The 23,055-nt window shown below is 60.2% G+C and carries 20 protein-coding genes; 6 read left to right on the plus strand and 14 right to left on the minus strand.

Annotation, left to right across the window (positions count from 1 at the left end; genetic code table 11):
• Positions 1 to 8: 8 nt before the first annotated feature.
• The 6 genes from ACYZTX_RS14650 to ACYZTX_RS14675 form a co-directional block, all read right to left on the minus strand.
• Entirely contained in the window at positions 9 to 1,496 is a 1,488-nt protein-coding gene (locus ACYZTX_RS14650) for an amidohydrolase family protein (protein ID WP_462034651.1), read from the minus strand.
• Entirely contained in the window at positions 1,493 to 2,689 is a 1,197-nt protein-coding gene (locus ACYZTX_RS14655; RefSeq protein WP_462034652.1) for an amidohydrolase family protein, read from the minus strand. Before ACYZTX_RS14655 ends, ACYZTX_RS14650 begins: the two co-directional genes overlap by 4 nt.
• 130 nt (positions 2,690 to 2,819) lie before the next feature.
• Positions 2,820 to 3,872, minus strand: coding sequence for an extracellular solute-binding protein (locus tag ACYZTX_RS14660; RefSeq protein WP_462034653.1), 1,053 nt, complete (start codon positions 3,870 to 3,872; stop codon positions 2,820 to 2,822).
• Positions 3,873 to 3,891: 19 nt separating this feature from the next.
• A complete protein-coding gene (locus ACYZTX_RS14665; RefSeq protein WP_046048507.1) occupies positions 3,892 to 4,680 on the minus strand; it encodes an ABC transporter permease in 789 nt (262 codons plus the stop codon).
• Positions 4,677 to 5,594, minus strand: a complete 918-nt coding sequence (locus ACYZTX_RS14670; RefSeq protein WP_462034654.1) for an ABC transporter permease — start codon at positions 5,592 to 5,594, stop codon at positions 4,677 to 4,679. Before ACYZTX_RS14670 ends, ACYZTX_RS14665 begins: the two co-directional genes overlap by 4 nt.
• 1 nt (position 5,595) lies before the next feature.
• Complete coding sequence (locus ACYZTX_RS14675) at positions 5,596 to 6,681, minus strand: ABC transporter ATP-binding protein (RefSeq protein WP_462034655.1); 1,086 nt, start codon at positions 6,679 to 6,681, stop codon at positions 5,596 to 5,598.
• A gap of 140 nt (positions 6,682 to 6,821) precedes the next feature.
• Here ACYZTX_RS14675 and ACYZTX_RS14680 point away from each other — a divergent pair, with 140 nt between their 5' ends.
• The 3 genes from ACYZTX_RS14680 to ACYZTX_RS14690 all read left to right on the plus strand — a co-directional run bounded on the left by ACYZTX_RS14680 (position 6,822) and on the right by ACYZTX_RS14690 (position 12,613).
• Positions 6,822 to 7,511 carry a GntR family transcriptional regulator gene (locus ACYZTX_RS14680; RefSeq protein ID WP_462034656.1) on the plus strand — a complete coding sequence of 230 codons (690 nt, stop codon included), beginning with the start codon at positions 6,822 to 6,824 and terminating at the stop codon, positions 7,509 to 7,511.
• 287 nt (positions 7,512 to 7,798) lie between these two features.
• On the plus strand, positions 7,799 to 9,910 hold the full coding sequence (locus ACYZTX_RS14685) for a hybrid sensor histidine kinase/response regulator (RefSeq protein ID WP_462034657.1): 2,112 nt from the start codon (positions 7,799 to 7,801) through the stop codon (positions 9,908 to 9,910).
• Between the two features lie 66 nt (positions 9,911 to 9,976).
• Positions 9,977 to 12,613, plus strand: a complete 2,637-nt coding sequence (locus ACYZTX_RS14690; RefSeq protein WP_462034658.1) for an excinuclease ABC subunit UvrA — start codon at positions 9,977 to 9,979, stop codon at positions 12,611 to 12,613.
• A gap of 109 nt (positions 12,614 to 12,722) precedes the next feature.
• Here the strand turns inward: ACYZTX_RS14690 and ACYZTX_RS14695 are convergent, their stop codons facing one another.
• Positions 12,723 to 14,666, minus strand: coding sequence for a response regulator (locus ACYZTX_RS14695; RefSeq protein WP_462034659.1), 1,944 nt, complete (start codon positions 14,664 to 14,666; stop codon positions 12,723 to 12,725).
• Between the two features lie 174 nt (positions 14,667 to 14,840).
• Here ACYZTX_RS14695 and ACYZTX_RS14700 point away from each other — a divergent pair, with 174 nt between their 5' ends.
• Positions 14,841 to 15,029: a hypothetical protein gene (locus tag ACYZTX_RS14700; protein ID WP_462037135.1), complete on the plus strand. Its 189-nt coding sequence runs from the start codon at positions 14,841 to 14,843 to the stop codon at positions 15,027 to 15,029.
• 52 nt (positions 15,030 to 15,081) lie between these two features.
• On the opposite strand, the gene ACYZTX_RS14705 is transcribed toward ACYZTX_RS14700, so the two are convergent.
• Positions 15,082 to 15,603, minus strand: a complete 522-nt coding sequence (locus ACYZTX_RS14705; RefSeq protein WP_462034660.1) for a DUF4142 domain-containing protein — start codon at positions 15,601 to 15,603, stop codon at positions 15,082 to 15,084.
• Between the two features lie 216 nt (positions 15,604 to 15,819).
• Here ACYZTX_RS14705 and ACYZTX_RS14710 point away from each other — a divergent pair, with 216 nt between their 5' ends.
• Together ACYZTX_RS14710 and ACYZTX_RS14715 are read left to right on the plus strand one after the other, a co-directional pair.
• Entirely contained in the window at positions 15,820 to 16,062 is a 243-nt protein-coding gene (locus ACYZTX_RS14710; RefSeq protein ID WP_076030754.1) for a DUF465 domain-containing protein, read from the plus strand.
• A 110-nt stretch (positions 16,063 to 16,172) separates the two neighbouring features.
• The gene (locus tag ACYZTX_RS14715; RefSeq protein ID WP_462034661.1) at positions 16,173 to 16,343 is read left to right on the plus strand and encodes a hypothetical protein; all 171 of its coding nucleotides are present in this window, start codon (positions 16,173 to 16,175) and stop codon (positions 16,341 to 16,343) included.
• A gap of 18 nt (positions 16,344 to 16,361) precedes the next feature.
• On the opposite strand, the gene ACYZTX_RS14720 is transcribed toward ACYZTX_RS14715, so the two are convergent.
• From ACYZTX_RS14720 to ACYZTX_RS14745, 6 genes are all read right to left on the minus strand, one after another.
• On the minus strand, positions 16,362 to 17,450 hold the full coding sequence (locus ACYZTX_RS14720; RefSeq protein WP_462034662.1) for an SMP-30/gluconolactonase/LRE family protein: 1,089 nt from the start codon (positions 17,448 to 17,450) through the stop codon (positions 16,362 to 16,364).
• Positions 17,447 to 18,592 carry an SRPBCC family protein gene (locus tag ACYZTX_RS14725; protein ID WP_462034663.1) on the minus strand — a complete coding sequence of 382 codons (1,146 nt, stop codon included), beginning with the start codon at positions 18,590 to 18,592 and terminating at the stop codon, positions 17,447 to 17,449. The genes ACYZTX_RS14720 and ACYZTX_RS14725 overlap by 4 nt, the downstream gene beginning before the upstream one ends.
• Positions 18,593 to 18,699: 107 nt before the next feature.
• The gene (locus tag ACYZTX_RS14730; protein WP_462034664.1) at positions 18,700 to 19,563 is read right to left on the minus strand and encodes a LysR family transcriptional regulator; all 864 of its coding nucleotides are present in this window, start codon (positions 19,561 to 19,563) and stop codon (positions 18,700 to 18,702) included.
• 173 nt (positions 19,564 to 19,736) lie between these two features.
• The gene (locus ACYZTX_RS14735) at positions 19,737 to 21,584 is read right to left on the minus strand and encodes an amidohydrolase (protein WP_462034665.1); all 1,848 of its coding nucleotides are present in this window, start codon (positions 21,582 to 21,584) and stop codon (positions 19,737 to 19,739) included.
• A gap of 308 nt (positions 21,585 to 21,892) precedes the next feature.
• Positions 21,893 to 22,207 (minus strand): SCP2 sterol-binding domain-containing protein, encoded by a 315-nt coding sequence (locus tag ACYZTX_RS14740; protein WP_223545087.1) that lies wholly within the window; start codon positions 22,205 to 22,207, stop codon positions 21,893 to 21,895.
• A gap of 64 nt (positions 22,208 to 22,271) precedes the next feature.
• Complete coding sequence (locus tag ACYZTX_RS14745) at positions 22,272 to 22,982, minus strand: histidine phosphatase family protein (protein ID WP_462034666.1); 711 nt, start codon at positions 22,980 to 22,982, stop codon at positions 22,272 to 22,274.
• Between the last annotated feature and the right edge of the window lie 73 nt (positions 22,983 to 23,055).

The following is a 23,055-nucleotide window of genomic DNA, read 5'->3' on the forward strand; positions in this document are numbered from 1 at the left end:
AGAACTCTCTAAAGAAGTGGATCAATTGCGCTCAGCGGCGCGTGTGCGCTGTAGTCGTCAGCGAATGGGATGGCCGGTTTGAACAGGCCTTTCCAGTCCGGTTGGCCGAAGGCCCGGTCGCTGTGGCTGCGCATCAGTTTTTCGAATTGTTGTTGGGCCTGGCGTTGCAGGGCCGGGTAGTCGACGCCTTGAACCTGACCGTTTTGCATGACGCAGCGGCCGTCGATGTAGCTGGCGATGCAGTCGTCGCCGCGGCCGGCCAATACCAGGTTTTTCAGTGGGTCGAACAGCGGCCCCAGGTGCAGACCGCGAAGGTTGAACACCGTGATGTCAGCCTTGGCCCCCGGCGCCAGACGGCCGAGATCGTCTCGACCCAAGGCTTTGGCGCCACCGAGCGTGGCGGCGTTGTAGAAGTCCAGCGTACGGGTCAAAGAACCATCGCCCTCCATCAATCGCGCGATGTTCAGACCCTGGCGCATGTTTTCCAGCAGGTCCGCCGGCCAGGTGTCGGTGCCCAAGGCGAAGTTGATGCCCTTGGCCCGATAGCGACCGAAGGAGTTCAGCGCCTCGCCGTCACGGGCAAACACCACCGGGCAATGCACCAGACTCGCGCCGCCATCTACCACTCGTTGCAGATCGTCATCGCCTGAGGTGTAAATGCCGTGAGGCAGCAGACTGCGCGGGGTCAGCAGGTCCAGTTGCTGCAACCAGGTCAGGGGAGACACACCGCGCAGTTGCTCGACCATCGCCACCTCACCAAGCCCTTGGCAGCAATGCAAACGCATCGGCGCGTTCAGTTCCCGGCTCAGCGCGGCGGTGCGTTGCAGCAGGGCCGGGGTGCAGGTCTGGATGCGATCCGGCAGCAACGCGCCGCGAATCAAACCCTTGTGTGCACCGTCGAAATCATGGAAAAACCGCACAGCCGCATCGAGCCCGGCCATTCCTCGCGCTTCATCCCAGTGATGCCCGAGGGTTCCATCGGCGCGCCAGTAACTCATGCCGCTCATGTAGCAGGGGCCGAGGTAAGTGCGCAGCCCCAACTCGGCAGCGACACCGGCCACTGCAGAAAACTCGTCGTAAGTCTCGGCCCACTCGCGGTAATACATCGAGGTGATCGGCATCGCGGTGGTGATGCCGTTGCGGATCAACTGAGTGAAGGCATAGCGGTACTTGAAGACTTGTTCATCCGCGGTGTAACTCTCCCGCGGACCGCTCGCCAGATAGTCCTCTGACCACATCCGGCCCATGTCGCGTTCATCGCCGTTGTCCAGCGTCAGTACCGTCGAATCAAGATCCCCGAGCGCATCCAGATCGATGAAGCCCGGACCGATCAACGCGTTGCCGTAATCAATCCACTGATCCACCGGGCCCGGATATTCACGCCCGACAAACACGATGCGCGAGCCTTCGAACACTACTTCGCCGTCGCGCCACAGCACGTGCTGTGTGCCGTCGAACCCGACCACGCAACTGGCTTTCAACGCAATCCGTTTCACAAGCGACTGTCCAGCAGTTGGCCACCGGACGCGATCAACTCGCCACCGCGATACACCTGGCGCACCGGCCGCGACACCACCGCCTCACCCAGCGTCTGCACTGGCATCAGCAAAAAGTCCGCTGGCTGGCCGATCTCCACCCCATAACCTTCACAACCCAACGCCCGAGCACCATTCACCGTCGCCGCTTCGAACGCCGCCGCCAGTTCATCGTCCTTGTTCAAGTCGAAACGAAAGGCCAGCAGCATCGCCCGTTCGAGCATGTCGCCGTTGCCCATGGGCGACCAGGCATCGCGAATGCCGTCCGAACCCAGGCAGACATTCACCCCGGCTTCGCGCAGCGCGAGGAATGGCGGCACCGCGCAATCGGCCGGCGCCGAACTCATCAACGAAATGTTCAGCGCCGCCAGACGCACGGCCACGGGTTTGACCTGGCTCCACGGCAACATCCCAAGGCAGTAGGCGTGGCTGATCATCACCCGACCCTGACACCCGAAGCGCTCGGTGTAGTCGGCGATCCGCGCGATCTGCCACAGGCCGAGTTCTCCCTTGTCGTGCAGGTGAATGTCGACGCCGCGCTCGAATTCGCTGGCCAGTTTGAACACGAAGTCGAGCTGCGCGATCGGGTCATTGTCGATGCCGCACGGGTCGAGGCCACCGACGTTTTCCACGCCCAGGGCCATGGCTTCGCGCATCAGTTCGGCGGTGCCGGGGCGGCTGATCAGGCCGGTTTGCGGGAACACCACCAGTTGCAGGTCGATCAGGTCGCGGTAACGTTCGCGCAGTTGCTGCATGGCCTCAACATGGCGCAGGCCGAAGTCCGGGTCGATATCGACGTGACAACGCATCGTCAGCGAGCCACGGGCGATGCAGTTTTCCAGCAGTGCGCCGGCGCGTTGAGCGATGGGGGCGTCGACTTCACGCAACACGCGGCGCTCGTTGGCGATGTAATCCTTGAGCGTCGGCCCGGCGCTGTTCGGGCGCCAGGGTTGGCCCCAGAGGGTTTTGTCCAGATGGACGTGGCTTTCAACCAGGGCCGGGGTGAGGAGCTGGTGTTGGCCGTTGATGTCGGTGGTGACCAACGGTGCGTTGGATGCCGGACGTCGATCTTTGAACAGGCCGTCTTCGATCAGCAGGTCTTCGGCGGTTGAACCGTAGGGCCGCACGTTGCGCAGCCAGCGGGGTTGGGTCATGAGTCACCTCAGTGAGTTCGATGGTATTCGGTCGGGCCTCATCGCGAGCAGGCTCGCTCCCACATTGGATCTGTAGTGTTCACAAAACCCTGTGGGAGCGAGCCTGCTCGCGATGGCCGCGACTCGGTCGTCAGCCCTTGAGCTTCGACCAGATCCGATCCTGCAGCTCCCGCGCCTTGTTGCTGCACTCTTTTTCCGGGCGCAGGCGCGAGGCGAACTCGTCGGGCATGTTGATGGCGTCCATGACCCGCCATTTGGCGTCGATCAGCTTGTCGCTCTGGATACCGTTGTCGTAGGCGATGGCGTTGGACACGGCGGCGGCGTTTTCCGGTTTCATCATCCAGTCGATAAAAATCTTCGCGTTGCCAGGGTGCGGGGCGCTTTTCGGTACGGCGAAGTTGTCCTGGAACATCGCCAGGCCTTCGCGCGGGTATACGTACTTGATGGTGCTTTTTTGCAACGTGGCCCGGGCGGTGGAGCCGTTCCAGTTCTGCATCATGATCACTTCACCGGAGGCCATGCGGTCGACGGTGTTGTCCGAGCTGTACATCTTCAAGTGCGGTTTCTGTTTTTTCAGCAGCTCCAGAATACGCTTGGCGTCCTGCGGGTTTTCGCTGCATTCGTCGACGTTCAGGTAATGACTGGCGGCGTTGATCACACTGCTGGAGGTGTCGAGGGCGGCGAGTTGGCCTTCGAGTTCCTTGCGGGGTTCGAAGAACTCTTTCCACGAATCGTCCAGTTTGCCGCCGGGCACCCGCGCACTGTCATAAGAAAACCCGGTGGTGCCCCACAGGTACGGTGCGGAAAATTTGCGGCCCGGGTCGAAGCTCGGGTCGCGAAACGCCGGTTTGACGTACTGGAAGTTAGGCAACGTCGACGCGTCGATTTTCAGCAGCAGGTCCTGGTTGATCAACGTGCGCATGATCGACTGCGACGGCACGATCACGTCGTACGCCGCGCCACCGGCCTGTAACTTGGCCAGCAAGGTTTCATTGCTGTCGTAGCCGTCCATGGTGACCTTGATCCCGGTCTCCTTTTCGAACTTGGCCAGCAGTTCCACCGGGTAGTAGTCGGTCCAGTTGTAGAAGAACAATTGCTTGGGCTCGGCGGCCTGGATGCTGAATGCGGTGAAGCAGCTCAGGGCCATACCGGTGACTGCGAAACACATGTTTTTCATTTTCATGTTTTTGTGCGCTCCAGGGTTATTGGTTTTTGCCGCGCTGTCCCAGCCAGAAGGCCAGCACCACCAGCACGATGGAAATCACCAGCATCAAGGTCGAGATCGCGTTGATCTCCGGTGTCACGCCGGACTTGATCGCCGAGAAGATGTACACCGGCAACGTCGTCGAACCGGGGCCGGCAACGAAGAAGGTCATGATGAAATCGTCGAGGCTGACCACGAATGCCAGCACCGAACCGGACAACACTGCCGGCCACAACAGCGGCAACGTGACCCGGCGAAACACCTGCCACGGGTTGGCGTACAAATCGTTCGCCGCCTCCAGCAAACTCTTGTCCAGGTCATTGAGCCGCGCACGGATCGGCAGGTACGCGAAGGGAATGCAGAACCCGATGTGCGCGACGATCACCGTCAGCAAACCGAGCTTGATCCCCAGTGCCATGAACAGCAGCAGGGTGGCCACGGCGGTGACGATCTCCGGCAGGATCAGCGGCAGGTTGATCCCGCCCTCGACCATCTTCTGTCCATAGAACGGCCGGTAAGTCGCCAATGCAGCAAGCAATGCAATGGCCGTGGCACAGACCGTGGCGATGCCGGCGACGATGATCGAATTCAGCGCGGCAGTCTGGATCGACGGGTTCGCCAGAATCCGTCCGTACCAGGCAAACGAGAACTCGGTCCACACCGTGGCTGAGCGGTTGGCGTTGAAGCTGTAGGCGATCAGCACGAAGATCGGCACGTACAGGTAGGCCAGGATCAGCAGGCTGACTTCGCGGGTCAGCGGCAGTTTTTTCAGGTGCAGGGCGATCATGCGGTGGCTCCCCGACGCAGGGTCTTGGCGGCGTTGCGGCTATAGAGGGCGTAAAGCACCAAGGACAGCAGCAGAATCCCCAGCAGCAGGAACGACAGCGAACTGCCCAGTGGCCAATTGCGCGCGGTGCCGAACTGTTGCTGGATCAGGTTGCCGATCATCAGGGTCTTGCCGCCGCCGAGAATCGCCGGAGTGATGAAGGCGCCGAGGCTCGGCACAAACACCAACAGCGCACCGGCAATCACGCCGGGCATCGATAGCGGCAGAATGATGCGCCGCAAGGCGTGCCAGCGATTGGCGCCGAGGTCGTAGGCCGCTTCCACCAGACGCCAGTCGAGTTTTTCCAGGGTCGAGTAGATCGGCAAAATCATGAACGGCAGGAAGCTATAGACCAGCCCGACGCTGACGGCGAAGTCGTTGTAGAGCAGGGTGATGCCACCGGCCTGGGGGAACAGTGCATTAATGCTTTGGGCGGCCCAGCCCTGTTCGCGCAAAATGATCAGCCAGGCGTAGTTACGGATCAGCAGGTTGGTCCAGAACGGAATGGTGATCAGCAACACCATGAGGTTGCGCCGACGCGGGGTCAGGCTCGACATCCACAAGGCGACCGGGAAGCCAAACAGAAAACACAGCAACGTGGTGCCGCCGGCCTGGAACACCGAGCGCAACAGCGCCTGGGCGTAGACCCAGTTCAGCTCCAGTTCACCGTCGAAACCTTCCTGGAAAAACAGCTGCACGTAGCTTTGCAATTGCCAGTCGGCCTGCCAGTCGACGCCACCGTAAACGTTGCGGGGCAGCAGGCTGATGTAGCCCATGATGCCGAGCGGAATGGCGATCAGGGCCAGCAGGGTCAGAACCACCGGGCTGAGTAACAGCGCACGGTTGAGGGCGGGAGAAGTGCTGCTGACGCTCATCTCAGGCCTCCATCAACAGGCAGGCGTGGGGTGGCAGGTTGACCGCGACGCGATCACCGACCACTCGGCCGCGGTTCAGGCCTTCGTTGTTTTCGCGCAGCATGACCTTGATGTCGTTGTTCAACCGACACTGGTAAAGGGTCGCAGTGCCGACATACAACACCGCTTCGACCACGCCGCGCAGGTGATGCGGTTGCGCCGGGTCGACCAATTGCGAACGTTCCGGGCGGAACGCCAGTTGGACGTTGGCGCCGTCGAAGCCTTGAGCCGGGCAAGGGATCTCCACCGGCATGCCGCTCGGCACGAAGAGCTTTTCGTTCTGCTGGCCGCGCTTGATGTGGCCGGGGAGGAAGTTGATGTCGCCGATAAACTGAGCAACGAAGCGATGCTGCGGCCGTTCGTAGATATCGTTCGGTGTGCCGATTTGCAGGATCTTGCCGGCGGACATCACGGCAATACGATCAGACAGGGTCAGGGCTTCTTCCTGATCGTGGGTGACGAAAATGAAGGTGATCCCGGCTTCCTTCTGGACGCGCTTGAGTTCGACCTGCATTTCCTTGCGCAGCTTCAAGTCCAGCGCCGACAGCGGTTCGTCCAGCAACAGCACTTTGGGCTTCGGCGCCAGGGCCCGAGCCAGGGCCACGCGCTGCTGCTGGCCACCGGACAATTCAGCGGGTTTACGCTTGGCCAGGTGTTGCATTTGCACCAGCGCCAGCATCTCATCGACACGTTGAGGGATGAGCTTGCGATCAAGACCCTGCATCTCGAGGCCGAAGGCGATATTCTGCGCGACGCTCATGTGCGGAAACAACGCGTAGCTCTGGAAGACAGTGTTGACCCGGCGCTTGAACGGCGGCAGGTCGTTGACCGGTTCGCCGGCAAGACGAATCTCGCCCTCGCTGACCTGTTCGAAGCCGGCGATGGTCCGCAACAACGTGGTCTTGCCGCAGCCGGAAGGGCCAAGCAGGGTGAAGAATTCATTGTCGGCAATGTCGACTGAAACGTTGTCGAGGGCTGGAGCCAGCCCCGGATCGTCGGAATACCGTTTGGAGACGTTACGCACTTCGATTGCTGTTGGATGACCCATAATGGTGCATTCCTCTAATTATTGTATGCAATATCTGGATGCAATATAGAAATAACCGGATTAATCTGCTCGTGCAACCCCCTTTTGAAAGGGCTGATCGTCGGCAGGGTTGGTTGCTTAGCGCTAAAGGGAGAGTCCAGATGACCGAGAAAAAACTCGAGACCACGGTCGACCGCGTCTACCAAGGGGTTTACGAGGCGATCAGCAAACGTTCATTGCGTCCCGGCATGAAGCTCGGCGAGGCGTCGCTGGCCGAACTTTTTAACGTCAGCCGGACGTCGGTTCGTGCCGCGCTCAAACAACTGGAAGCCGACGGGCTGGTCACCACCGAGCCCAACAAAGGTGCGTCGGTGTCGTTGCCGAGTGACGAAGAGATCCGCTCGCTGTTCGAAACCAGGCGCCTGATCGAGATCGGCATCGTCAGCGAACTCTGCCGCCGGCGTGATACTGCCGTGACCCAGGATTTGCGTGATCACCTGTTGCTTGAGGATGAGGCGCACCGCAGTGGCGACCATGAGCGGCTGATTCATTTGCTCGGCGAGTTCCACATCAAACTCGCACAAAGCCTGAACAACCCTGTGCTGCTGGACTGGTTCCGCAAGCTGATATCCCGCGCCTCGCTGTACGCCGCCGCGCTGGATGACGACAGTCACGAAGCCTGCCGCGACGATGAACATTTGCGGCTGATCGAGTTCATCGAAGCGGGCAATCAGAGCGCCGCGATCGAACTGACCTGCATGCATTTGAATGGCATCGAGAAGGCCATTCTCGACGTTGCCGCCACGCTGAAAACCGGCTACCACCCGCTCAAGCACCTCATTGAGGTTTAGTGGACTGCGCCGATTCCCCTGTAGGAGCTGCCGAAGGCTGCGATCTTTTGATCTTGCCTTAAAAAAGCAAAGTCAAAAGATCGCAGCCTGCGGCAGCTCCTACAGGGTAAATGCTTCGCACTCCAGCGGGAGTACGCTCCATTGCCACAAAAGCCTGGATGATGTGAATCAGCTAACCTCTATGAAACCATTGGCGACCGCGATGCTCGAAACAAACGGGCACGCACCGTCCTCATGCCGTTGCGAGCCCTCACGCCAGCTCATCTACAGGGATAGACAATCAGTCGATGCAGTTTCTAGACGATAGCCACGGGTGTGCCGGCTGGAACGGTGAAATGGCCGGGCGCATCCGCGCGTTCGACTGGCGCGTGACCGAGCTGGGGAGCATGGACACCTGGCCTGCAAGCCTGTGCAGCGCGGTGCAGTTGATGCTCGCGTCCCCACTGCCGATGGTGATGCTGTGGGGCCGTCCGGGTTACATGATCTATAACGATGCGTACTCGACGTTTGCCGGTGGCCGACATCCTTACCTGTTGGGTTCCCCGGTGGAACTGGGCTGGCCGGAAGTCGCCGAATTCAATCGGCATGTGGTCGACACCTGCCTGGCGGGCGGCACGTTGTCCTATCGCAATAAAGAGCTTGTGCTTTTGAGGGACGGCATACCCGAAGACGTCTGGCTGGACCTCTATTACAGCCCGGTGGCTGATGATGACGGGAAACCGGCCGGGGTCATGGCGATGGTGGTCGAGACCACCGAGCATGTGATTTCCGAACGTCGTCGTCAGACCGCCGAGGACGCCTATCACGCCGACAACGAACGGGTGCGCCTGGCGCTCAATGCCGGGGCTTTGCTCGGCTCGTTCGTCTGGGACATCAAGGGCAATGTGCTCTCCGGCGATGAGCGTTTCGCCCGCACCTTTTCCTACCCGCCCGAGCAAAACCTCGCCGACCTGCCAACGGACATCGCCGAAGCACAGATCCATCCCGATGACCGCAGCTGGGTGCAGGAACAGATCAATCAATCAGTGGAAACCGGCGAACCTTTTAACGCCGAGTATCGGGTCCAGCGCCCGGATGGCAGTTATCTGTGGGTGCAAGCGAGTGGTGCTTGCGAGTTCAATGAACAGGGCGAACCGTTCCGTTTTCCCGGGGTGTTGATCGACATCCACGAACGCAAGACTGCCGAAGAATCCTTGCTCAAGTTCACCCGCAACCTGGAGCAGCGCGTTGCCGACGAAGTCGAAGCGCGGCTGGCTGCTGAAGAACAACTGCGTCAATCGCAGAAACTCGAAGCCATCGGCGGCCTCACCGGCGGCGTGGCCCATGACTTCAACAACCTGTTGCAGGTGATCGCCGGCAACCTGCACTTGCTGGCGCGGCATGAACCGGACAACGCCAACGTGCAGCGCCGGGTCAGTGCGTCGATTGCCGCGGTCGAGCGCGGCGCCAAACTGTCTTCGCAATTGCTCGCGTTCGCCCGTCGCCAGCCCTTGTCGCCAAAAGTTTGCGATCTGCGGCAGGTCTTTGACGGACTTGGGGAATTGTTGCAGCGAGCGCTGGGGGAAACCATCCAGATCAATGTCACCACTGCGCTAGCCCTTTGGTACATCTACGCGGACTGCAATCAACTGGAAAACGCCATCCTCAATCTGGCGATCAATGCCCGGGACGCCATGAAAGGCGAGGGGACCATTGACCTGAGCGCCGAGAACATCGCCCTTGATAGCAAGTTTTGTGCAGGCAAGGGCATCGTCGCCGGCGACTATGTCTGTGTAGCGGTGGCTGACACCGGTGTCGGCATGTCGCCGCAGGTACTCGCACAGGCGTTCGAACCGTTTTTTACCACCAAGGCCGACGGCCAGGGCACGGGGCTGGGACTGAGCATGGTGTTCGGGTTCGTCAAGCAGAGTGGCGGGCATATCGAGATTTCCAGCGTGGTCGGGGAGGGCACTCGGGTGCAGCTGTATTTTCCTCGCAGCCTGCGTCCGATGCTCAGCGAAACGACACTTCATGATCCGCAACAACGAGGCGGACACGAAACCATTCTGGTGGTCGAGGACAACGAGGCGGTGCGCAGTGCTGCGGTGGAATTACTGAGCGAAGAAGGTTATCAAGTCCTGACGGCTGCCAACGGTGACGCCGCCATGCAGGTGTTGCTGGAGGGCGCGGCGGTGGACCTGATTTTCACCGACGTGGTCATGCCCGGCCTGATCAAAAGTTCGGACCTGGCCGCCTGGGCCAAGGTGCAGACGCCGCCGGTGGCCGTGCTGTTCACCTCGGGCCACACCCGTGACATTATTTCGCGCAATCACCAACTCAACCCCGACACCTGGCTGCTGAGCAAACCCTATGGTCCCGAGGCGCTCACACAGATGGTTCGCACGGTGCTCAATGGCTGACCCCGCTCTGAGTACAGACCCCAAGCTATAGATCATTCCTTTGAACTCTCGAAACAAGGCTTGACGATGAATTCCACACGCACCTTCAACCCTCCTTCCGGCATGGTCAGGGTGCGCGGCGCCCGGGAACACAACCTCAAAAACGTCGATGTCGACATTCCCCGGGATGCCCTGGTGGTGTTCACCGGCGTGTCCGGTTCGGGGAAATCGTCGCTGGCGTTCTCGACCCTCTACGCCGAAGCGCAACGCCGCTATTTCGAATCCGTGGCGCCTTATGCGCGGCGCCTGATCGATCAGGTCGGCGTGCCGGACGTCGACTCCATCGAAGGCTTGCCGCCGGCGGTGGCCCTGCAACAACAGCGCGGTACACCGAGCACGCGGTCTTCGGTGGGCAGCGTGACGACGTTGTCGAGCCTGATCCGCATGCTTTACTCCCGGGCCGGCAGTTATCCGCCGGGGCAGCCGATGCTGTATGCCGAAGACTTTTCGCCCAACACGCCCCAGGGCGCGTGCCCCGAATGTCATGGCTTGGGGCGGGTGTATGAAGTTACCGAAGCCCTCATGGTCCCGGACCCGAGCCTGACCATTCGCCAGCGCGCGGTCGCCTCCTGGCCAACGGCCTGGCAGGGACAAAACCTGCGCGACATCCTGGTGACCCTGGGTTACGACGTCGACAAACCCTGGCGCGATCTGTCGAAAAAACAGCGCGACTGGATTCTTTTCACCGAAGAAACACCGACGGTTCCGGTGTACGCCGGGCTCACCCCCGAAGAAACCAAGGTCGCGCTCAAACGCAAAATGGAACCGAGTTACCAGGGCACGTTCACCGGCGCCCGGCGCTACATCCTGCACACCTTCAGCCATTCCCAAAGCGCACTGATGAAGAAGCGCGTCTCGCAATTCATGCTCGGCAGCCCGTGCCCGCTGTGCGACGGCAAACGGCTCAAGCGCGAGGCGTTGTTGGTGACGTTTGCCGGTTACGACATCGGCGAACTGTCACAGATGCCGTTGCTGCAAGTGGCGCAGGTGCTGAAACCGGTGGCGGCCCACAGTTACCTCGAACAGGCCGATGAGGCGGGCGAGGTGTTGACGCATAGTCAGACTCGCCAGGCCCGTGAGCAGCGAGTGGCCCACGGCGCCAGCGGCCACGCCAACGCGCCAGATGTGCGCCACACACCGAACCTGTCAGTGGAGAAACGCCTGGCCGCGCAGCGGATCGCTCAGGACTTGCTGGAGCGGGTCAGTACGTTGACTGATCTGGGGCTCGGTTACCTGGCGCTGGACCGCAGCACGCCGACGCTGTCGTCCGGTGAGTTGCAGCGTCTGCGCCTGGCGACGCAATTGGGTTCGCAGTTGTTTGGGGTGATCTATGTGCTGGATGAACCGTCGGCCGGTCTGCACCCGGCGGATGGCGAAGCGTTGTTTGAAGCGTTGCAACGCTTGAAAGCCGCTGGCAACACCTTGTTCGTGGTCGAGCATGACCTGGAAACCATGCGCCGCGCCGACTGGTTGATCGATGTGGGGCCTGCGGCCGGCGAGCATGGCGGCCGGATCCTGTACAGCGGACCGCCGGCAGGCTTGGCGGATGTGACGAACTCGCAGACACGTGCTTATCTGTTCGCCGAGCAGGCCACTCAGCCTCGAGCCAGCCGCCAGGCGACCGATTGGCTGCGGCTGGAAGGCATCACCCGCAACAACCTGAACAACCTCAGCGTCGAGTTTCCGCTGGGTTGTTTTACCGCGGTGACGGGCGTCTCGGGTTCCGGTAAGTCGAGCCTGGTCAGCCAGGCGTTGCTGGAGTTGGTGGGTGCGCATCTGGGGCGTGGCGCCAGTGCCAGCGAACCTGAAGAGTTGAGCCTTGAGGACGACGCACCGCAAGTGAGCGGCGGTCAGGTCACGGCGGGGCTGGAATCGATCAAGCGTCTGGTGCAAGTCGATCAGAAACCCATCGGCCGCACACCGCGCTCGAACCTGGCGACTTACACCGGGCTGTTCGACAACGTGCGCAAACTGTACGCGGCCACACCCGAGGCGCAGGCCGAGGGTTACGACGCCGGTCAGTTCTCCTTCAATGTTGCCAAGGGCCGTTGCTCGACGTGCGAAGGTGAGGGCTTTGTCAGCGTCGAGTTGCTGTTTATGCCCAGCGTCTATGCGCCGTGCTCGACCTGCCACGGCGCGCGCTACAACCCCGAGACGCTGGCGATCATCTGGCAAGGGTTGAACATCGCCCAGGTGTTGCAGCTGACGGTGGATGAAGCGGTCACGGTATTCGCCGAACAACCGGGGATACGCCGTTCGCTGGAGGTGTTGCGCGATATCGGCCTGGGTTACTTGCGCCTCGGTCAGCCGGCGACAGAGCTGTCGGGCGGCGAAGCCCAGCGGATCAAACTGGCCACCGAGTTGCAACGCAACCCGCGTGGGGCAACGTTGTATGTGCTCGACGAGCCCACCACCGGATTGCACCCAAGGGATGTCGATCGTTTGCTCGAACAGTTGAATACGCTGGTGGCGGTGGGGCATACGGTAATCGTCGTCGAACATGAAATGCGCGTGGTGGCGCAGAGTGACTGGGTGATTGATATTGGCCCAGGGGCAGGGGACCAAGGCGGGAAGATTGTTATTGCAGGTACACCGCAGAAGGTTGCCAAGAGTAAAAAGAGCCAGACGGCGCCGTTTTTGGCCAGAACCCTTGGTACGGCTTGAGTCGGGTGGTGTTTTTGCTGACGCCTTCGCGAGCAGGCTCGCTCCCACAGGGGATTTGTGAACACCACCGATCCCGTGTGGGAGCGAGCCTGCTCGCGAAGGCAATTTGTCAGGCGCTGTCGAGTGTGCGTCGGACCTTGTCCAGCAGTTCATTGATCTGGAACGGCTTGATCAGCATTTCCATGCCATCGCCTAGGAACACCTGACGGTTGATTGCGGTTTCGGCATAACCGGTCATGAACAGGATCGGCAGCTTTTCGCGCCAGCCCCGTGCCACATCGGCCAACTCGCGGCCGCTCATGCGTGGCAATCCGACGTCGGTCAGCAACAGGTCGATGGACTCGTCGTTTTGCAGGCGTTCGAGGGCTCCTTCGATGTCGCCCACTTGAGTGCAACGATAACCGGCATCCACCAACACTTCGGCCACAAACATGCGCACCGACGGCATGTCCTCGACGATCAGCACATGTTCGCCGTCACCCTGATGATCGACGGTGGCCGGCTCGGCTTCGCCGGCGGTGGGGGTGGAATTGGCCGGCAGCATGATGGTGACTTCGGTGCCGCGCCGGGCGACGCTGCGGATGTGCGCATCGCCACCCGATTGCCGGGCGAAACCATAAATGGTCGACAACCCCAGCCCGGTGCCCTGGCCCAGCGGCTTGGTGGTGAAAAACGGGTCGAACACCTTGTTGATCACGCTGTGTTCGATGCCGGTACCGTCATCGCGCACCGACAACGCGACATACGCACCATCGGCCAGATTGGGGTCGCCATGGGAATAGGCGGCATAGGTGCTGACCCAAATGTTGCCGCCCTGGGGCAAGGCATCGCGAGCGTTGATCACCAGATTGAGCATCGCGCTTTCCAGCTGAATGGGGTCGACCAGGGCGATGGCGGCTTTAGAGGTCAATTCGAGTTTCAAGGCAATGCGCTCGCCGATGGTGCGCGCCAGCAGTTCCTCAAGGGAGCGTACGTGCTCGTTGATGTCCACGGGCCGGGTATCGAGTGGTTGTTGGCGCGCAAAGGCGAGCAGGCGATGGGTCAGGGACGCAGCACTTATGGCCGAGTTCAAGGCGGCTTCGGCGTAAAACTGAACCTTGTCGGTGCGTGAGGCGGCGATCCGTTTCAGAATCAATTCCAGGCTGGTGATGATGCCGGTCAGCAAGTTATTGAAGTCGTGAGCGATGCCCCCGGTCAGCTTGCCCAGTGCATCCATTTTCTGCACTTGCAGCAGCTGAGCTTCGGTTCGCGCCCGCTCGGCGACCTCTTTGGCCAATTGGGTGGTGGCGTCGTCAAGCCGGGCCAGGTGCGAGCGTTCGCGGTGACGGTGTTCAGTGACATCCTCGACAAACACCAGGCTCAGTTCCGGCGTGCGATACGGCGAAATTTGCCACTCGGTTTCGCGAGCCTCGCCGTGAACCTGCATGCTCAGCGTGCCTTTCCAGCGCTCGCCATAGGCCAGACGCAGGCGCAGCTCCTCGATGACGGCGTCCTGGTCTTCGGCAAAGCAATCGCGCAGGGCGTCCGGGTCGCGGTTGTCCTGAATCAGCTGCGCGAAGGCATGGTTGCATTCGTGCACCTTCAACTCGGCATCCAGCACCGCGATGGGCGCCGACACATTGACAAAGATTTCTCGAAACCGCGCCTCGCTTTCACGCAGGGCATTTTCGGTTTCACGCACCCGCAGCAAGGTGCGCAAAGTGGCGAGCAGTACATCCGGATCCACCGGGTGGATCAGGTAGGCATCGGCACCCGCGTCCAGGCCGGTGATGATGTCGCCGGTCTGGATCGAGGCCGCCGATACGTGAATCACCGGCAGCAGGGCGGTGGCGGCTTCGGCGCGCAGTTTGCGTACGATGTCGAAACCGCTCATGTCCGGCAGATTGACGTCGAGGATCAGCGCATCGATCGCTACGCTTTCGATCAGCTCCAGGCCTTCGCTACCCGTGCCGGCTTCGAGCACTTCATAGCCGTGGCGCTCCAGGCGCCGGCGCAGGGCGTAGCGCGTGGCAACGTTGTCGTCGACGATCAGCAAACGGATGTCACGCTTCATCGACGGGCTCCAGGGTGGAATGATCAGTCAGTGTCCGTCACTTGAGCATAGTCAAAGGGATGCGGTTTTTGACCTTGAATTTCCCTTGCGATGGAACCCTGTCCCCGGGGAGGCTTCGAATCTACAAAGCGCGACTGTTTCAGCCGCGCTCTTGCAGTGACGAATGAGGTACTTATGAACGATGACAGTGGTCTTGAAGAAGACGCAAAAACCGCCGAACCGGAAAGCGCAGACAAAGCGGTTGACCAGAAGAATATCCACACGGATAACGATAATGAGTTCAGTCCGGGTTTCAAGCCGAGTCCCGATCGGCCAAAATCCGGGGATGACACCGATGCCGATATCGACACCGATGGCGGCTAGTCAGCCATTGAAAAGGCCGCATCAAACGATGCGGCCTTTTTTTGTGGGCGCGTTATTTGCTGGGGTGAGCAGCCTGGAGCTTTTTCGCCATATTCAGATGCTTCTCCAGCGCCGGCAGCATTTTTTGCGCGAAACCTTTCAGCTCCGTGGCGCCTTTGGTTTTGTCGTCTGTCACCGTATTGGCTTCTTTCTTGAATAGCTCGAGGGTGTCTTCGTGAGCTTTCACCTGATTGTTGGCGTACGCCGCATCGAAGGATTCATCGCGCATGTCGAGGATTTTCTCTTTCGCCTGCTTGACCAGCGTGGTGTTGTCCGGCAGCTCGATGTCATTTTTTTTCGCCAGCGCCGCCAGCTCATCGTTGGCCTTGGAATGGTCGGTGATTATCATGTTGGCGAACTTCTTGATGTCCGCCGATGAACTTTTTTCCAGGGCCAATCGGCTCGTTTCGATTTTCGCGATATTGCTCGCGGCCGCGCTGTCGACGAAGTCATTGGAAGTGGCAGCGAAAGCCGTGCCCATGCTGGTGCTCAAGGCGACGGCCAAGGTGAGGTGGCGCAGGGTAAATCCGTCCATTGGTTATTCTCCACACAGGTTTCATGAGCGATCGAGTGATCGTTAATCTGTGGAGGCCGACGAGTGGGCAAAGGTTTTATTGCGATTGCGGCAGGGCGACGAACGGGCACCGCTGGTCTGATAGGCGGTCGACAGAACCCGCTAACCAAGGCCATTCTGATAGTTGGTGAACGCCATTGATCGCGTTTGCCTCCGATCAACAAACGGAGGTGTTCCATGCCGGTGCCACACGACCTTTATCAGGATCTCAAACTTTCAAAGGAAGATATCCAGCAAAAACGCACCAAGGATCCGTTACTGGATTCACTGATCAACAAGTATTCGCAGGCGGACGCCGAGGTGGTCAAGGCTGAAACCGCCAAATCCGATGCACCCAGCGATGACGCATTGAAGAAACTCAAGGAGAAGCGCGTGCAGGTCAAGCAAAAGATCGTTGATCGGCTCCAGACGCCGTCCTGACGCGTCATGTCTGGTCACCGACGATCGGTGACTGAAAAATTGGAACGGCGATAAATCCCGGCACCTCGAATGATCAGAGTCCGAATTTACGGCTCCATGCGAGGTGCCCCATGACCGATGAAAAATTCCCCAGCGAAGAGCAGGGTGGCTACGATCCCATCCCGACACATCCCGAACCCCTGAGTCCAGGACGCACTGCCGTCAATCCGGAAGATGAGCCGGGTATCGACGAACTGCCGAACAACGAAGGTGCCATTCCGATGGACGAGGATCCTCGCTAAACCAGGATCAAAAGATTTTTACTGCAGCGCGGTACTCAACGGCAACCGCGCCATGTTTTTCGCCTTCAACGACCCGAAATACAACCAATCCCCATACTCGCGAACGGTTGTAATCGGCGAGTAGTTGTCGCGGCTACCGTCCTGCAAGTTGGCGATCACTTTACCGTCCAGATCCAGGCCTAACGCGAAGGCGCGTTTCTCCACCGGTTTCGGCAGGACCGTCATTGCCCGCACGATCATCTTGCGCACGAATGGATGCGGCGCGGTGGCATCGAGCAGCGTATTGCGTGGTGCATAAAGCGCGACCCAGAAGCGGTCACGGCCATTGAACGCGAGGTTGTCCGGCAACCCTGGCAGGTTGTCGATGAACAGATCGTGGGTGCCGGTTTTCGGCCCGCTCAGCCAGTAACGACTGATGCGATAGGCACCCGTTTCGTTGACCAGTACAAAGGCATCGTCCGGACCCAGGGTCACGCCGTTGGCGAACTCCAGCTTATCCAGCAAAACCACCGTCTTGCCAGTCTGGAAATCATAACGCAGCAAACGGCCGTCACCGCCGTGCTCGATGATCGCTTCGCCGTCCCTGCCATAGCCAAAGCGGCTGGAGGCATCACTGAAATAGGCGTAGTGCCCGGACTTGTCGATGGCCACGTCGTCAGTGAAACCGAAGGGCACGCCGTTGGCCGTCGTGGTCAATGGAATCAACCGGCCCTGGGCATCCAGCGACAGCAAGCCCTTGACCCCATCAGCAATCACCAGCAGGCCGTTGGGGTGACGGGCCAGGCCCAAGGGTCTGCCGCCCGTATCGGCCAGGACCTTGGTGACCTTGCCGTCGAGGCTGGTACGTAGCAGTCGGCCGTCATGCAAACCCGTGATGAGGACGCCTTCCTCCAGCAGCAACGCTTCCGGCCCGTCGATATTCGCGGCGCCGACGCGCTCCACACCTTTGAGGCGCTGATTGTCGGCGTAGATTCCGCTGGTGAGGGAGGGCGCCGGCTGCGGGGTCCAGGCCACCGGTTGAACCTTGGTCGGCATCAGCAACAGAAAGGCGCCGGTGGCAACGATCACCAGCAACACCACATGGCGAAACTTGACGGTTCGACTCACGCGCTGGCTCCTGCCGGGGCGAACTGTTTTTGCGCCATCTCGCGCAACGCCAGCATCGACGCTGCCGACTCACGATCGACGCGCCGCTTGAGCAGCAGTCGATTGGCAATGCGCATCGCCAGGCCGCTGAACTGATACTCCAGGGTGCGGACAAAACGTGTGCTGTCGCCCAAGGTCTCGCACTCGTAAGTCACCACTAAAGACAACCCGTGATCGCCACGGGCCCAGGCACTCCAGCGGCGTCCTGGCAGGTATTCGTTAACCTCCCAGATCAAGTGTCCCTCGCGCCCGCCAGCCTTGATGTCTTCCTCAAACCGCTTCCCGGCATGCAGCGGACCGTTTTGGCCATCAACCTTGAGGGACGATGGATGCCATTCCGGCCAACGGGTCACGGTGCTGGCGTAGGCGAGCACGTCAATCGGGTTTCCAGCAATGTCGATCTGATGCTGCATGCGCGTCATGGGCGTTCTCGTCAGGTGCAGGTCGGTCGGGTCCGGTTCCCAATAAAGGGTGCCGAACAGATAGTCCATTAGCGGGAAAACGATGTTGAAATTGCGTTCCTGCATCAGCTCACGACGGTGATGCAATTCATGCAGTCGGCGCATCTGGCGGATCCACGGCAAACGTGTGACGGGGTTCTCGGGTGGCAGGTGCTCGCAGGCATGGAACACTTCATAGGTCAGGTAACCGAGGATCAGGCAGCCGCCAACCATCCCGGCGACGTTGGCATCGAACTGCGCAAGCAGCCACCAGATGGGCAGGGTGATGACAACGGTATGCACCACGATCAGCCAGGCCGGAAACAAAATCACCCGCCAGTCTCGTGCGCTGTCGTAGGTCATGTGGCCGGGGGCGAAAAAACTGTGGTGATCGCCGGCATGGCGGGCGTAGAACATTCGCGCGAAACTTTTTTTGTGATGCCCCAGGTGCCGATGCACCCTATACACGCCAAAGTTGAAGAACAGCAGGGTCAGCGGCATTGCCAGCCATTCCAGTGGCTGAACCTGATGCACGGTGCTCCAGAATCCGCCAATGGCCAGCAACCCGAACAACAGCACAAAAGCGCCGTGCAGCCATGGGTTGTAGAGCGGATGAATATCAGCGCGGTAGCGGGCGCGGAATCCTTCGGTCGTCTGCCTCACTGCGTTCACCTGTGATTATTGTTATAACCAGCAGATTAGACGATCCCGACGATTCTGGCGGGCCGAACCATGAGGTCACAAACGCCATGATCCGGTGCAAACCGGATTCAGGTCAGCGGGTTCCAGCGTTGCGACCAGTCATCGTCGGATTTGATCACTTCGCGCAACAGGTCGAAGGCTCGTTGCAAGGTCGCCGAGTCGCGGTCGCGGGAGTAAACCAGATAAGTCGGGTAGCTGAATTCCGGGGCTTTGGGGACTTGCTCCAGCACACCACTTTCCAGGTAACTCTGGACCACCCGGGTGCGGAAGTAGCCGCTGCCGCCGTTTTCCAGAATGTACTGCAAGCCCAGTGGGCCGAGGTTGAAGCTCAACGCCGCTTTGGCTTTTTCCGGCAGGGCCGCATCGTGCTGGCGGCGGAAGTCCGGGCCCCAGTCGATGTACACGTAGGGATCGGGACTTGCGGCCAGGCGGATGAGGACGAGCTTTTCTTCCAATACCTGCTCGACTTGCAGGCGTGGCCAATACTCGGGCTGGTAGACCAGCGCCGCATCCAGAACCCCCAGTTCCAGTTGGCGCAGCAGGTTTTCACCGTCACGGATTTCCATCCGTAGTCCGTGGCTGGGAATCTTCTCGCGCAGCTCGCCGGCCCAGCTGAGCATCAGCGGGTTGCACAGACTGACCTCACCACCGATGTGCAACACGTCGCGGTAGCCCTCGGGCAACGGCAAATCCCGTCGCGCCGCTTCCCAGGTTTCGACCAGTTGATTGGCGTAGACCACGAAGGCTTCACCGTTAGGCGTAAGACGGGCACCGGCGCGATTACGCACGAACAGCGTGCTGCCCAGTTGACTCTCGAGTTTCTGCACGCGCGCCGTGATCGCGGTCTGGGTGACGTGGAGTTTTTCGGCGGCTGCGGCAAGGCTGCCATGGCGGACGATTTCCAGAAAGGTGCGGGCGAGATCGATGTCCATGGGGCAGCCGGTGCGGGAGGTGCGCCATTGTAAGAGCGTATGCCGGCAACTGATACCTCACAGCCAGTTGGGTAAACAAAGATCAAAAGATCGCAGCCTGCGGCAGCTCCTACACGAGATAGTGCATATACCCCTGTGAGCTGCCGCAGGCTGCGATCTTTTAGCGGCTCATTTCAAAACGCAAAACACGAACAGCCAAACGCTCCCCAGAATCCCTGAAAGTCACTGACCGGCGCCGACGACAACCGCGCCCGTTCATGGCTATGGGCATGCACCGCGCAAGCCCCGACGCATTGATGAACCTGCGCCGTCAGCGGCGCCAGGGGTTTCCAATGGCCCGGGACTTTAGCGACGGGCGACCATTCAGGCACCACCGGGATTGGAGGCGGCCCGAGTTTTTCAAACTCGACGCTGCCGTAGACGATCTTGCCGTCGACGATGGTCAGCACCGATTCGATCCATTTGACGGCTTCATCCTCGATGTGGAAGTAGTCCGCCGACAACGCAATCAGGTCCGCCAGTTGTCCGACCTTGATCTGGCCTTTTTTACCTTGCTCCGAGGAAAACCAGGCGCTGCCGTGGGTGAAGAGTTCCAGCGCGGTATCGCGGCTCAAGCCTTGCGGGTACAGCGCCAGACCACCAACGGTGCGACCGCTGACCAGCCAGTACAGCGAAGTCCAGGGGTTGTAGCTGGACACTCGCGTGGCATCGGTGCCGGCGCCGACCGGAATGCCCTCGGCGAGCATTCGGGCGATGGGCGGCGTGGCTTCGGCAGCCTTGGCGCCGTAACGGTCGACGAAGTATTCGCCCTGAAATGCCATGCGATCCTGTATCGCGATGCCGCCGCCGAGGGTTTTCACCCGTTCAATGTTCTGCGGGGTAATGGTTTCGGCGTGGTCGAAGAACCACGGTAAGCCATCGAACGGAATGTCGCGATTGACCTTCTCGAACACGTCGAGCATGCGGCTGATGGATTCGTTGTACGTGGCGTGCAAGCGAAACGGCCAGCGCTGTTCCACCAGATGGCGGACCACCGGTTCCAGTTCCTGCTCCATGGTTTGCGGCAGGTCGGGGCGCGGCTCGAGGAAGTCCTCGAAGTCTGCCGCCGAGAACACCAGCATTTCCCCGGCACCGTTGTGCCGTAGAAAGTCATCGCCCTGACCGTAGTGGGAGGTGCTGGTCCAATTCTTGAAGTCGGTCAGCTCTTCCTTGGGTTTCTGCGTGAACAAGTTGTAGGCAATGCGCACCGTGAGCTGTTGGTCTTTGGCCAATTGCTGGATGACTTGATAGTCGTCCGGATAATTCTGATATCCGCCGCCGGCATCGATGGCGCTGGTGACACCGAGGCGATTGAGTTCACGCATGAATTGGCGGGTCGAGTTGACCTGATAGTCCAGCGGCAGTTTCGGCCCTTTGGCCAGGGTCGAGTAGAGAATCATCGCGTTAGGGCGGGCGATCAACATGCCCGTCGGTTCGCCATTGGCATCGTGCTGGATTTCGCCACCAGTTGGGTTCGGCGTGTCGCGGGTATAACCGACCACTTTCAACGCCGCGCGGTTGAGCAGGGCACGGTCGTAGAGGTGCAGGACGAACACCGGGGTATCCGGCGCCGCCTTGTTCAGTTCGTCGAGGGTCGGCAGGCGTTTTTCGGCGAACTGGAATTCATTCCAGCCACCGACCACCCGCACCCATTGCGGCGTGGGTGTGCGATCGGCTTGCTCCTTGAGCATGCGCAGCGCGTCGACCACGGACGGCACGCCTTCCCAGCGCAGCTCAAGGTTGTAGTTAAGGCCACCACGGATCAGGTGCAGGTGCGAATCGTTGAGACCGGGAATCACCGTGCGGCCATGGAGGTCGATAATCTGTGTGCCAGGGCCTTGCAGCGCCATGGCCTGAGCATCGCTGCCGACCACCACGAAGCGTCCGTCCTTGATCGCGACGGCACTGGCCTGGGGTTTTTTGCGGTCGACGGTGTGCAGGCGTCCGTTGTACAGGATGAGGTCGGCGGGGGCGTCGGGCATTGTTTTACTCCCTGCGAATAGCGGGCTGATCCAGGCACCGACGGCACCTGCCGAAAGGCCTTGCAATACACGTCGGCGATTGAATCCGTCGTGGCCGTCAGGTGGGCTCATGGCAATGCTCCGCGCAAAGGCTCTTCACAAAAGAAGCGAGGGCAAACAGCCGATGTCTGACGCATGCGGCCCAAAAAGAATATAGACGGCAAATCCACAGGTAGCCGTTTTCCGATGCCGAAAAACGACGAATCCCGCCTCGAAGGGCGGGATTCGTTTGCAGCCAGACGTGCTCCCGAAGGTCGGGAGCGACGCGCTTAGGCCGGGAACAGCTCGGACAGTTTCATGGCCAGCATCATGTCGCCTTCAGCGCGCAGTTTGCCGCCCATGAACGCTTGCATGCCGTCGGTCGAACCGTCGACGATGCCTTCCAGGGTTTCGCCATCCATCACCAGAGTGACCTGGGCGTCAGGGTTTTCGCCTTCTTGCAGCTCGCAGGTGCTGTCCTTGACGATCAGCGAGAAGTTCTTGGTGTCGTCGATGCGGAAACCGAATACCAGGTCAAGACCGGCAGCGGCGGCTGGGTTGAACTTGGCTTTCATTGCTTGTACGGCATCAGCTACGGAGGTCATGGTTCGATCCTTTCTTGGGTAATTAGAGCTGGGTGAATACAGCCAGGGTCACAATAGTCCGGACTCAGCGAAACGTGATGAGTTCCGGGGTCTTCAACAGTTGCAGGTGCGCATGACTGTTGAAAGAAGACAGAGCCACCTCGCGACCACGAAACTTCAGGAGGTTGAGCGAGGTGTTGACGATTTGCCAGTTCAGTTCAAACGCCTGCCTGGCAGGCATTTGCGTAATGAGGTGGAGCAGGGCCGTGATGGTGCCGCCGGAGGTAAACACGGCGATTTTCTGGGTGTTGTCGGCGCTTTCGAGGATGCGGTGAAGACCGGCCTGCACGCGTTCGACAAAGCCCAGCCAGCTTTCCAGGCCCGGCGTGTCATAGGTGCCGGCGAGCCAGCGCTCTATGATCAGGGCGAAGATGCGCTGGAACTCACCGCGGTTTTGCGTGGCGTTGCACAGGATGTCCAGCGCTTCGGGTTCGTCCGGTAACATGGCCGGCAGCAGCGCGCGGATCACCGCGTCGGCGTCGAACTCATTGAAAGCGGAATCGATTTCCAGGGCTGGAACCGGCAGGCCTGCGGCAGCGAACTGTTCCAGTGCGCTGTTGGCCGTGTGCTGCTGGCGGCGCAAGTCGCCCGACAGGCAGCGATCGAAGCTGATACCCAGCTCAGCGAGGTGCTGGCCGAGGATTTCTGCCTGGCGAATACCGGTCGGCGACAGGACGTCATAGTCGTCTGCACCAAAGGAGGCCTGGCCATGTCGAATCAAATAGATACTGCCCACGTCCGCGTCATCCCGGTACGTTGAAGGTTCGGCGAGGTTATGGGGATGACAGTGTGCTGTCAATGAAAAAACA

It is taken from the genome of Pseudomonas sp. MDT1-17 (genome assembly GCF_054898105.1).